The sequence below is a fragment of the Mammaliicoccus sciuri genome, from assembly GCF_002901825.1.
GTDB classification, from domain to species: Bacteria; Bacillota; Bacilli; order Staphylococcales; family Staphylococcaceae; genus Mammaliicoccus; species Mammaliicoccus sciuri.
Window position 1 is genome coordinate 33,400 of sequence record NZ_PPQD01000005.1, and the last position, 12,593, is coordinate 45,992.

Sequence of the window (12,593 nt, forward strand, 5' to 3'; positions counted from 1 at the left end):
TTTTTTACTTCTTTTTATTAGCCTTTTTTCGGTCGCCATTTCTACTTATAAATGCAGCTACTAAAAATAATATTGATGCGAATGTAAATTGAATGCCTGAGTTGCCGCTTATTTGAATGCCTATTCCAATAATTAAGCAGATTATAGCTAAACCAACGAGAACTTTTGTAATTGTAGACATATATTTTGCTCCTTTACTTTATTTATTATATCAATTATTTCTTTGTTATCCAAAAAGGGATGATTTTCTAAAATTAAATGATGAAATTTAGTGAACACACTTTTAATTTTCATAATTCTCGTCTAGTATAGAAGTATCATAACAATGAAAGAGGATGACTTTCTATGAACCCACTAGCATTAGAATTAAATGAACAACTGAAAAAAGAATATCCTGTTGTATTAGATATGCTTTCCGATTTAGGTAAATCTATTTATTATCCAAAGGGTATTTTATCACAATCTGGAGAAGCAAAAGGTACAAAGTATAATGCAACAATCGGTATGGCAACTACTGATGAAGGTATTATGTACACAGATGCTTTATATAACCAATTTGGTACCCAAGATCCAAGTGATATATTCCCATATGCACCGCCACAAGGTGATGAACGTTTACGTACATTATGGCAACATAAAATTTTAAAAGACAATCCTGATTTAAGTGCTGATGATATTTCTAAACCAGTCGTAACAAATGCATTAACACACGGATTATCTTTAGCTGGAGACTTATTTGTAGATGCACAAGATACAATTTTATTACCTGAACATAACTGGGGGAACTATAAATTAGCTTTTGGTGTAAGACATAGTGCGAACATTGAAACTTATAAAGCATTTGAAGAAGATGGCAGTTACACTTTAGAATATTTCAAACATGCTTTAGAACAATATAATAAAGAAAAAGTTATTCTCGTTTTAAACTTCCCAAATAATCCAACTGGCTATACACCAGTAGTTGAAGAAGTAAAAGAAATGGTTGAAGCTATTAAACAATTAGCTGATAAAGGTACGCAAGTAATTACTTTAGTTGATGATGCTTATTATGGATTATTCTTTGAAGATGTTTATAAACAATCTGTCTTTACAGCAATAACTGCGCTAAATCATGAAAATATTATGCCGGTTAAAATTGATGGGGCTACTAAAGAATACTTCTCATGGGGCTTCCGTGTTGGTTTCTTAACATTTGGTAGTCAAAATGATGTTGTTAAAGATGTATTAGTTGCTAAATTAAAAGGATTAATTAGAAGTAACTTATCAAGTTGTTCTTTACCAAGCCAAACTGCAATTATTCATGCAATGGAAGATCCTTCTTTCCAAGATCAAGTTGATCATAACGTGAATATTTTAAAAGAAAGATATGAAGTAACGAAAGAAGTCGCTTATCGTGATGAATTTAAATCATTATGGAGGCCGTATGCATTTAATTCAGGTTACTTTATGGCACTTAAAGTGTTAGATGTAGACCCTGAGCAATTGAGATTACATTTAATTGAGAAGTATAGTATCGGTATTATTGCTTTAAATAAAACAGATATCCGTATTGCGTTTAGCTGTATTGAAAAATCTGATATAGAACATGTATTTGAATCTATTGCTAAAGCAATCAATGACTTAAAATAATAAAATTAAACAGAGTGTGTATATATGTCGTATATACACACTCTGTTTTTTTATGTCTAAAAACGCTAATTTATAAGCTTTTTGTTGAATATGTTTGACAAACATGTATATAATGTATATACTGTTTATACACAGTTAGAGAGAGGGAGGTTAAACATGAAGATTCTACTTCAAAATAATAGTAATCAACCAATTTATGAACAGATTAAAGAACAAATCAAAGCACAAATATTACAAGGTAAAGTAGAACAGGGTGCTTCATTACCTTCTATGAGAGAGTTAGCAAGTGATTTAGGTGTCAGTTTAATAACAACTAAACGTGCTTATGTTGATTTAGAACAAGAGCAATTTGTCACGACCATAAGAGGGAAGGGCACTTTTGTAAAATCACAAGACCCCTCAATCATGAAAGAAAAACAGTTTATTGTCATAGAGGATTTAGCAAGAGATTTAACTAAACAAGCAAAGTTAATCGGAATGGATGTTAAAGAACTCAATGAAATCGTTAATTTGATTTATGAGGAAGGTGAATAAAATGGACAATGCGATAGACGTTAAAAATCTAAATTTTAGTCATAAAAATCTTAAATTATCAGATGTTAATTTTGAAGTACGTAAAGGTTATGTAACAGGATTTATTGGTGCGAATGGTGCTGGTAAAACTACTATTATTCGTATAATTATGGGCCTTCTTAAAGAACAAAGTGGAGATTTAAAGATACTTGGAGAATATTTAAGTGAGAATCCAGTTGAAATTAAAAATAAAATCGGCTTTGTCTATTCTGAATTATATATGTATGAAAACTGGAATATTAAAACAATCGAGAAAGTTGTCAGTAAATATTATAAACAATGGGACCACGATGTATTTGAAGGTTATATTAAAGAATTTAAATTACCTTATAAACAAAAAATTAAGCAATTTTCAACAGGTATGAAAATGAAATTGTCATTAGCAATCGCATTAAGTCACCATGCTGAACTTTACATTCTAGATGAACCAACTGCAGGACTTGATCCAGTCGTACGTAATGAAGTGCTTGAAATTCTACAAAGAGAGTTAATTGATGAAGAAAAAACTATCTTCTTCTCTACACATATTATTTCAGATTTAGAGAAAATTGCTGATTATATCGTTTATTTGAAAAATGGATCCATTGTTATTAATGAAAGTGTAGATGATTTAACAGATGGTTATCGAATCATTAAAGGAGACCAATCCATACTTGATGATGAATTAAGATCGTTATTAATCAGTGTGAAAGAAACGAATACAGGTTTCTCAGGATTAACAAGACAAAGCTCAGTATTTGTTGAGTTATTTGGAAATGAAGTAGTTGTTGAAACACCATCAATAGAGGATATTATGGTAAGAATTGAGAAAGATCAATTCGATAAGGAAGTGGTATAAATGAAAGCTGTTTTCTACCGGAACTTTCAATATGAGAAGGGGTATTACTTACTTTATTTAATCTGCTTCGGATTAGTATTTATAACGAAGTTTACTGTGTCTTTTCAAAATATAGAACTCATGAATGTATTAGCGGTATATTTTGTCGCAGTCGTTTCAGTTCACAGTATTAATCATGCGATATTTTTAAATAAACAAAGTAGTCAAATCTTTTATATGAGTTTACCAATTTCTAAAATTGATATTGTAAAAGGGCATTATTTATATAATTTATTAGTAACAGGTATTTCATTTATCATGATTATGGTCATAGCATTCGTAAAACAAGACACAATATTTATTCAAGCTGGGTTATTTATTGTAGCAACGAACTTATTTACGTTAAGCATTGTTTATCCAACATTTGCCCATTTAAATATTAATCAATTAGGGGCTTGGATATTAGTTGCTATGTATGGCATATTCACAATGTTTTACTTTGGTATATATTCGAATCGACAATATCCATTTGCTGATTTATTAGGTTGGAAAATATTTTTATACTATACACCAGCAATCATATTATTAATCGTTGCAATCATATGGTTGATTCAGTTTAGTAGAGCTATCAAACAAGCGAATCAAGATCAAATTACGGTTTATGGAGGTATAAAATGAAGGCAATATTATATAGAAACTTAGTTTTATCAAAATCATACCTATATTTAATGTTGGCTACAGCATTGTTATTACCATTAATAGTCGTATTACCAATTGATGGTTTTATTAAAATAGCTATTTTAGGCATACTCGTCGTTATGATCCATATTGTGTTCTTAGTGCCAATGTATTTTCTATTTAATAGAATCAATAAAAATCATTCTGAATATACATTTTTAAGTTTACCTGTTAAGCAATCAACAGTCGTTAATGCTCATTATTTAACAGGATTATTATTTATTTTATTCACACAATTACTACTTGGTTTATGTACAATTGTAGCATTTTTAATACAAGAAAAAGGCATGGAGGTTTCATACGACATTTCAGGAATGTGTTTAAGTATTGCAGGGAATTTGTTAACAATCAGCTTAATCTTGCCATTTGCTGAGTATAAAAGATTGATCAATATTCCTATTATATTTTGGATGATTATAGTCGGTGCAATTGTACCAAACTCAATACAGTTTATAGATTATGTGCTTAAATTCTTTTCCATACAATCGCACATATTTAAGACACATGATATGTCTATCTTTTTAGGATGCTCTATCATTCTATTTATCGTGAGTTATACCATTTCAATCATTAAAGCGCGAAAGCATGCAATTACAATTTAAAGGAGAGGTGAATAATCGTGAAATTAAAAAATATACAAAAGTATTACGGTAAGCAACATATCCTCAAAAATATTGACTTTGATTTTGGGGAAAGCCAAATTGTCGGACTAATAGGTAAAAATGGTGTAGGTAAAACAACATTAATGAAAATTATGAACCAGAATATTATGAAGTATGAAGGAACTTTCAACAAAGAAAATAGTGACAAAGTGGGTTATTTAATAGAAAATCCAAAATTATATTTAAATAAAACGGGTTATTATAATTTAAACTTCTTTAGAAATGTATTAGGGACAAATGTAGATGATGATTATATCAATACGTTAATCGAGTCATTTGGCATTAAGCCTTATATCGACAAAAAAGTAAAAAAATATTCAATGGGTATGAAGCAGAAGTTATCTATTGCAGTGGCACTTATGAATAAACCACAATATTTGATTTTAGATGAACCGACAAACGGGATGGATCCAGACGGTTCGATTGACGTCTTAAAAACTTTAGAAAAAGTAAGTAAAGATTTGAATATTAAAGTACTTATTTCAAGTCATAAGTTAGAAGATATTGAATTAATATGCGATAGAACAGTATTTATGAAAGATGGGGCGATCGTTGAAGATTACGATATGAAAGCTCAATCAAAAGACGTTACCAAATTTATTTTTGACCATTCAAACTATAATGAGGCGCTTAATCTTCTTACGATGAATTACAAAGTGGTAACAAGTAATAAACAAGAATCGATTATTTCAGTTGAAGCACTACAAGATTATCAAGAAGTGTTAAAAGTATTAAGCGCTCAAAATATTTATCCTAAGTTTATTCAAAATAATAAAACGACTTTAAGAGATCAATATTTTAATATTAACAAAGGAGTTGAAGTATCATGAATATCGCCCAACATGTAAAATATGATTTAACGAGAATATTTAAAAGCCCATTAGGCTATTTAGGATTTCTCATTTCATTGTTTCCAGGAATAGCCATCATGATTTCTGTTAAAACATTAGATGGACCATTTGATGCACAAGTTGTATTGGCTATGTTCTTCGTATTTGGAGGACTTGTATTATTAATGTTCTCTATTAGAACGATAGTACGTGATATGCAGTATGGCACGATTCAGTTGTTCTTAAATTCTAAAACAAATAGAGTGAAGTATTTATATGGCAAGTTACTATCTATCATTGGCATTGTTATTATATTTACGATTTTAGGTACGCTATTTACATTATTAGCATCAACTATTATCGATGCAGGCGAATTAAGTGTCTCTGACTATTTCAAAATGCTTGGTGAATTTCTACTTATCATGCTATTTTACGGAACATTATTAAATATCCTTAATTTACTTACAGGTAAATCAGCAGTTGTTTATACTACTGCTATCATATTAATATTATTTTTACCTAATATCTTTGATGCATTTATATTTATTCCTGAAATAGGAGAAGATTTATCAAAAATGATGAAATACAATCCTTTAGACTTTTTACCTAAAATATTGAATCAAGGTTCACTAACAATGAAAGTATCACAAATATGGATATCTGTAGCATGTATTGCTGTATTTACGGGTATCAATCATTACATGATAAGAAATAAGAATATTTAATGGTTTATCCCTCATTTCTATGTTAAATTTAACTTATTAGACATAAGAATGAGGGATATTTTTGGGTAAAAAATTTATTAAACATTATATCATTATTGGTATAATATGTATTGTCGCAAGTTTCTTTTTCCACGGTACACCTAGCTCATTAATGATTGGAGCTGGACTAGGATTTTTCTTAACAGCTGTATTAGCGACATTTGAAAAAGAAGATAAAGTTGATGAACATCCAGATAAATTAAAAGATAAAAATGAAAAAAAGTAGCTACTACATTTCGTAGTAGTTACTTTTTATGAAATTGAGGGGGTGAATCTATGTTACGTAGTTTACTATTCAAAAAGCTTGAACAAAAAGAACAAGATATGATTAAGCATTATCAATATTTACATCAATATCCTGAACCGTCATTTATTGAAGTGAAGACTTCACAATATATAGAAGCATTTTATGAAAATAAAGATGTCGTTATACATAAACGCATTGGTGGTAATTACGGACTGATTGTAGAGATTGAAGGCAGTTTACCGGGAAAAACAATTGCATTACGAGCAGACTTTGATGCTTTAAATATTACTGAAGATACAGGATTACCATTTAGTTCTAAAAATAAAGGATGGATGCATGCTTGTGGGCATGATGCACATACTGCATATTTGTTAATACTTGCGGAATGTTTGATCGAACTTAAAGCGCATTTACCAGGTAAGATTATGATTATCCATCAACATGCCGAAGAGTTAGCACCAGGTGGCGCAATTGACATGATGCAGTCAGGATATTTAAATGGTGTGGATGAAATCTATGGTATTCATTTATTCCCTGATTATACACCCGACGTTATTTCATATAGAAAAGGTCCAACAATGGGTGGTAGATCATTATTTCATCTTAAAGTTAAAGGGAAAGGTGGTCATGGATCAAGTCCGCACCTTGCGAACGATGCAATAATGGCAGCAAGTACTTTCGTAACGAATGTTCAAACAGTTGTATCGAGAAGGCTGAATCCATTTGATATGGGCGTTGTTACGATTAGTTCATTTAATGGTTTAGGATCATTAAATGTTATACAAGATAGTGTGGAATTAGCTGGTGATGTAAGATATATGGAAAGCCGTATAGGTCATCAAATCCATGATGAAATCGAACAGTTAATTAAAGGATTAGAAGATACATTTAATATTCAATGTGAGTTTAAATATGAATTAGATTGTATTCCACTAGTCAATCACTATAAACAAACAGATTATTTGATAGATATTTTGGCAACGAGTCAAGGTGATTATTTTGAATCTTTAAAAGAACATGAACAATTAACGAGTTCTGAAGACTTTGCGATATATCTTGAAAAAATACCAGGTACATTTTTCTTTGTCGGATGTAAACCATATGGAATTGATAAAGCGCACTTTAACCATAGTCCGAAATTTGTCGTAAATGAAGATGCTTTATTAACGGCGAGTAAAGCATTAGGGGAAGTTGTACTAAACCGATTATCAATTGAATAGCGTTATATTTATAAGAGTTTGGGATTAAAAAAATCCTGAACTCTTTTTTTGTATTTTAAAAAATAAGCAGTAACCGTTTACAAATAATTCGAAAACGTTTACAATAACTTGTATACAAGTATACGAAGTTTGGAGGTATTTTATGAAACATCATTATCATTATCCAAGCGAATGGTTAAAGCATCGTTCAACGGGAGAGCAAGTAGCGAGTGAACTTAGGCTAGCAATTATAAGTAAGATTATAGAAGAAGGCGATAAGTTAAGTGAAAATAAAATTGCTCAACAATTTGAAGTGAGTCGATCGCCAGTAAGAGATGCACTTAAACTCCTGCAACAAGATGGACTTATATCTTTAGAGCGTATGGGAGCAGTTGTTATGGGTTTATCTAAAGCAAACCAAAAAGAAATATATGACATTAGGTTGATGTTAGAGTCATTTGTATTTGAAAGATTACTAGTTGAAAATAATGATGAAGTGATTAAACAGCTGAATAAAATATTAAAAATGATGACTGTAGCTGTTGAATTTGAAGATGCAGATGAATTCACGAGATTGGATTTACTATTTCATGAATCAATGATCACTGCTATTCACCATCAATACATTGAAATGATATGGCACAATTTAACGCCAGTTATGGAATGTTTAGTTTTGATTTCAATGAGAAAAAGAATGCATAATGAACCAGAAGATTTCAAAAGAGTCATTCATAACCATAAAGTATATATTGAAGCGATTGAAAATAAAGATAGAAATAAAATGAAAGAAGCATTTCATTTAAATTTCGATGACGTTGATGAACAAATTGATGTCTTGTGGAATTCTCAAACTAATATAGATAGAAAGTAGGATTTTGTAATGAAATATATGATTGGTGTAGATATTGGTACAACGAGTACTAAAGCTGTTATTTATGATAGCGAAGGGAACTTTTTGAAAAAACATAATATAGAATATCCAATGACGACCCATGAGATTGGCGTTGCAGAAGAAAGTCCTGCAGAAATATTCGACGCTGTACTATTTACAGTAAAAAAAGTGATTAGAGAAGTTGGTGCTAAGCCAGAAGAAATCAAATTATTAAGTTTCAGTAGTGCCATGCACAGCTTGATAGCAATGGATAAAAATAATCAGCCATTAACGGAATGTATCACTTGGGCAGATAATAGAGCAAGTGAATACGCAGATAAGATAAATAATGAACATAACGGATTAGAAATATATAAAAGAACTGGTACACCGATTCATCCAATGTCTCCATTATCAAAAATTTATTGGTTAAAACATGAACATGCTGATATATTCAAGAATACTGAGAAATGGATAGATATTAAGACTTATGTATTCTATCAATTATTTGAAACTTACGTTATGGACCACTCAATTGGTTCAGCGACAGGTATGATGAATTTGAATACATTAAATTGGGATAAAGATGTCTTATCCTTGCTTGAAATTAGTGAAACACAATTACCTGAATTAGTGTCAACAACACATATTATGAAACAAGTTAAAAAGAATTATGCTGATATTATGGGCATCAATGAAGATACACCGATAGTAATCGGCGCTTCAGATGGCGTATTGTCCAATTTAGGTGTTAATAGCTATCGTGAAGGAGAAGTAGCTGTAACGATTGGAACGAGCGGTGCTATTAGAACAATTATTGATAAACCAAAGACAGATGATAAAGGTAGAATATTCTGTTACGTATTAACAGAAGATCATTATTGCATCGGAGGACCGGTGAATAACGGTGGTGTCGTTCTAAGATGGTTAAGAGATGAATTGTTAGCAAGTGAAGTTGAAACAGCTAAAAGACTTGGCGTTGATTCATATGATGTCTTAACTAAGATTGCAAGTAGAGTAAAACCTGGGGCAAATGGTTTGTTATTCCATCCATATTTAGCTGGTGAAAGGGCGCCACTTTGGAATGCGAATGCAAGAGGTAGTTACTTTGGTTTGACACTGTCTCATAAAAAAGAACATATGATACGTGCTGCGTTAGAAGGTGTTCTACTTAATTTATATACAGTATATCTCGCTTTAATAGAAGTGATGGATAAAGCACCTGAACAAATTAAAGCAACAGGTGGATTTGCTAAAAGTGAAGTATGGCGCCAAATGATGGCAGATATATTTGATACTTCCGTTGAAGTACCAGAAAGTTACGAAAGTTCTTGTTTAGGTGCTTGTATATTAGGATTAAAAGCTATTGGGGAGATAGAGGATTTTGAAGTTTTAAGCGAAATGGTCGGTAAAACATATCAACATGAACCTAACCAAGAGAATGTCGATATTTACCAATCGTTAATCCCAATTTACATCAATTTAAGTCGTAAATTAAATGAAGAATACGATTTAATTTCAGAATTTCAATCAACACATTCATAAGGAGATGTTTATATGTTTTCAGAAATTGCACCATTATTAATTGTAGCACTTGCAATTGTTATATTATTAGGTTTAATTATGTGGCTAAAACTTAACACATTTGTATCTCTGATTATCACGGCTATGTTAACAGGTATTATGCTTGGTATGCCACTAAGCAAAGTCATTGGTACAATTGAAACAGGAATGGGATCTACACTCGGTCACATTGCTTTAATATTTGGTCTCGGAGCTATGTTAGGTAAGTTACTAGCAGACGGAGGCGGTGCAACTAGAATTGCACATACATTGATTAATAAATTTGGTCAAAAACGCATTCAATGGGCAGTTGTAACAGCATCATTTATTATTGGTATAGCATTATTCTTCGAAGTAGGGTTAGTATTATTAATTCCGATTGTCTTTACAATTGCTAAAGAGTCTAAAGTTTCAACATTATACTTAGGTATTCCAATGACAGCTGCATTATCTGTTACGCATGGATTTTTACCACCTCACCCAGGTCCAGTCATGATTGCTAAAGAATTTGGTGCAGATATTGGTCAAGTATTACTATTCGGCTTTATTGTTGCAATACCAGTAACGATTATTGCAGGTCCTATTTTTACAAAATTTGCGAAAAAAGCAATTCCAGAAGCATTTACTAAGTCAGGTGACTTAGCTTCATTAGGTAAACAAAAAACATTCAATATAGACGAAACACCTAGCTTCGGAATTTCTGCTTTAACAGCTTTATTACCTGTATTCATTATGCTTATTTCTACTATTGTAGATTTATTAACAGGTTCACCAGAAAACCCACAAGGTATTTTAGGTTTTATTAGTTTTATTGGTGAAGCGGGTACTGCAATGTTAATTTCAGTATTATTTGCTATTTACTCAATGGGACTTAAACGAGGATATAAAGTTACAGAAGTTATGGATACATTAACAAATGCCATTTATCCAATCGGTATGATGCTCTTAATCATCGGTGGCGGTGGAGCATTTAAGCAAATATTAATTGATGGTGGCGTAGGTAAAACAGTTGAGTCACTATTTACAGATACTGCAATGTCTCCAATATTATTAGCTTGGATTGTTGCAGCAGTACTAAGATTAGCATTAGGTTCTGCTACAGTTGCTGCGATATCAACAGTTGGTATTGTTATGCCATTATTAGAATCATCAGATGCTAATTTAGCATTAGTCGTATTAGCAACTGGTGCTGGTAGTGTAATCGCGTCACACGTGAATGATGCAGGTTTCTGGATGTTTAAAGAATATTTCGGTTTAACAATGAAAGAAACATTCTTATCATGGACGCTTCTTGAAACAGTTATCTCAGTTTCAGGTATTATCTTTATACTATTTATAAGTCTATTTGTTTAAAATATTTAAATATGAATATTAAAACCTCCAAATCTGTTTATTTAAAGATTTGGAGGTTTTGTTATGTGATTTTATTTGATGTTACTGTGCTTGCATTTCTTTAATTCTTTTTATATCTACTCTAATTAGGAATGAAATCGCTAAAGCTAAGACAAAGAATGCTGCGAAAATATATAACGTTGCCATGTAACTTTGTGTAACTTCTCTGACAGTTGCTGATATAAAAGGTCCAACCAATCCAGCTGCTGCCCATGCCGTTAATATATAGCCATGTATGGCACCGAGTTGTTTCGTACCAAATATATCACCGATATAAGCGGGGATAGAAGCGAAACCACCGCCATAACAAGAGATGATGATGAATAGAATAATTTGAAACAGCATTGGACTATCAACGATTGGTAACCATAAGAATAATGCGATTTGAATGACAAAGAAAATTGTATAGACATTTGTTCTGCCAATAAAATCAGAAATACTTGCCCAAATGAGTCGTCCAAGTCCATTAAACACACCGATAATACCAACCATTGTCGCGGCTTTGGCAGGTGTTAAGTTTACAATTTCTTGTGCCATTGGACTTGCTACCGATAAAATCGCTATACCACAAGTAACATTGATAAAGAGCATTAACCATAAATAATAAAACCTTTTAGTTCTAACGGCCTCATTGGCAGACATTTGAACTAAGTCTGGCTTTTTCTTTTTATCCTTTTGAGGATTAAAACTATTAGGTCTATAATATTCTGGTGGTCTTTCTAAATATAAACTAGAGATCAGCATAATAATACAATACACGACTGCTAAAATAATAAAAGTCGATACAAGATTAAAATGTGTAATGAGAAATTCTATAACTGGACTGGCAATCATTGATGCGAATCCGAATCCCATAATTGCTAATCCTGTAGCCATACCACGCTTATCGGGGAACCATTTTACTAATGTAGATACAGGTGCAATATATCCAATACCAAGCCCAATACCTGATAACACACCATATCCTAAGTAAAGTAAGGGCAAGCTCTCGACGGAAATCGCATAACTAGAAAGTAACAATCCTGAGATGAAAAATATCGTAGAAACGAGTCCGGATAAACGTGGACCAAATTTCTCAACGAAATGTCCCATAAAAGCTGCAGAAAGCCCTAAAAACAATATTGCAATACTAAATATTCTTGATACTTCACTTAATGTAAAACCTAAATCATTTTGAATATGTTTCGTAAATACACTCCATGAATAAACAGATCCTATTGAAATATGTATTCCAACAGCTGCAACAGCAATGAGCCACCTGTTTTTAATTTTCTTGTTCATCATATTCCCCCTATAGTAATTGTGTCC

At 31.6% G+C, this 12,593-nt stretch carries 14 protein-coding genes; 12 read left to right on the forward strand and 2 right to left on the reverse strand.

What is annotated here, in order from left to right:
• Positions 1-4: 4 nt before the first annotated feature.
• Complete coding sequence (locus CD035_RS13845; RefSeq protein ID WP_048540605.1) at positions 5-181, reverse strand: hypothetical protein; 177 nt, start codon at positions 179-181, stop codon at positions 5-7.
• A 164-nt stretch (positions 182-345) separates the two neighbouring features.
• Here CD035_RS13845 and CD035_RS01120 point away from each other — a divergent pair, with 164 nt between their 5' ends.
• The 12 genes from CD035_RS01120 to CD035_RS01175 all read left to right on the forward strand — a co-directional run bounded on the left by CD035_RS01120 (position 346) and on the right by CD035_RS01175 (position 11,246).
• Positions 346-1,629: an aminotransferase class I/II-fold pyridoxal phosphate-dependent enzyme gene (locus CD035_RS01120; protein ID WP_048540606.1), complete on the forward strand. Its 1,284-nt coding sequence runs from the start codon at positions 346-348 to the stop codon at positions 1,627-1,629.
• 156 nt (positions 1,630-1,785) lie between these two features.
• Positions 1,786-2,163, forward strand: coding sequence for a PSM export ABC transporter transcriptional regulator PmtR (pmtR, locus tag CD035_RS01125; protein ID WP_048540607.1), 378 nt, complete (start codon positions 1,786-1,788; stop codon positions 2,161-2,163).
• Between the two features lies 1 nt (position 2,164).
• A complete protein-coding gene (pmtA, locus tag CD035_RS01130; protein ID WP_048540608.1) occupies positions 2,165-3,040 on the forward strand; it encodes a phenol-soluble modulin export ABC transporter ATP-binding protein PmtA in 876 nt (291 codons plus the stop codon).
• A complete protein-coding gene (locus tag CD035_RS01135) occupies positions 3,041-3,697 on the forward strand; it encodes an ABC-2 transporter permease (RefSeq protein WP_048540609.1) in 657 nt (218 codons plus the stop codon).
• The gene (gene pmtB / locus CD035_RS01140) at positions 3,694-4,359 is read left to right on the forward strand and encodes a phenol-soluble modulin export ABC transporter permease subunit PmtB (RefSeq protein ID WP_048540610.1); all 666 of its coding nucleotides are present in this window, start codon (positions 3,694-3,696) and stop codon (positions 4,357-4,359) included. The genes CD035_RS01135 and pmtB overlap by 4 nt, the downstream gene beginning before the upstream one ends.
• Before the next feature lie 17 nt (positions 4,360-4,376).
• Positions 4,377-5,249, forward strand: a complete 873-nt coding sequence (gene pmtC / locus CD035_RS01145; RefSeq protein WP_048540611.1) for a phenol-soluble modulin export ABC transporter ATP-binding protein PmtC — start codon at positions 4,377-4,379, stop codon at positions 5,247-5,249.
• On the forward strand, positions 5,246-5,974 hold the full coding sequence (locus tag CD035_RS01150; RefSeq protein WP_048540612.1) for an ABC transporter permease subunit: 729 nt from the start codon (positions 5,246-5,248) through the stop codon (positions 5,972-5,974). The genes pmtC and CD035_RS01150 overlap by 4 nt, the downstream gene beginning before the upstream one ends.
• Before the next feature lie 61 nt (positions 5,975-6,035).
• The gene (locus CD035_RS01155) at positions 6,036-6,239 is read left to right on the forward strand and encodes a hypothetical protein (protein WP_048540613.1); all 204 of its coding nucleotides are present in this window, start codon (positions 6,036-6,038) and stop codon (positions 6,237-6,239) included.
• Positions 6,240-6,289: 50 nt separating this feature from the next.
• Positions 6,290-7,480 carry an amidohydrolase gene (locus CD035_RS01160; RefSeq protein WP_048540614.1) on the forward strand — a complete coding sequence of 397 codons (1,191 nt, stop codon included), beginning with the start codon at positions 6,290-6,292 and terminating at the stop codon, positions 7,478-7,480.
• 142 nt (positions 7,481-7,622) lie between these two features.
• Positions 7,623-8,330 (forward strand): GntR family transcriptional regulator, encoded by a 708-nt coding sequence (locus tag CD035_RS01165; protein WP_048540615.1) that lies wholly within the window; start codon positions 7,623-7,625, stop codon positions 8,328-8,330.
• A gap of 9 nt (positions 8,331-8,339) precedes the next feature.
• On the forward strand, positions 8,340-9,875 hold the full coding sequence (gntK, locus tag CD035_RS01170) for a gluconokinase (RefSeq protein WP_048540616.1): 1,536 nt from the start codon (positions 8,340-8,342) through the stop codon (positions 9,873-9,875).
• A gap of 12 nt (positions 9,876-9,887) precedes the next feature.
• The gene (locus CD035_RS01175; RefSeq protein ID WP_048540617.1) at positions 9,888-11,246 is read left to right on the forward strand and encodes a gluconate:H+ symporter; all 1,359 of its coding nucleotides are present in this window, start codon (positions 9,888-9,890) and stop codon (positions 11,244-11,246) included.
• 81 nt (positions 11,247-11,327) lie between these two features.
• Here the strand turns inward: CD035_RS01175 and CD035_RS01180 are convergent, their stop codons facing one another.
• Positions 11,328-12,566, reverse strand: coding sequence for an L-lactate MFS transporter (locus tag CD035_RS01180; protein ID WP_048540618.1), 1,239 nt, complete (start codon positions 12,564-12,566; stop codon positions 11,328-11,330).
• Positions 12,567-12,593: the final 27 nt, after the last annotated feature.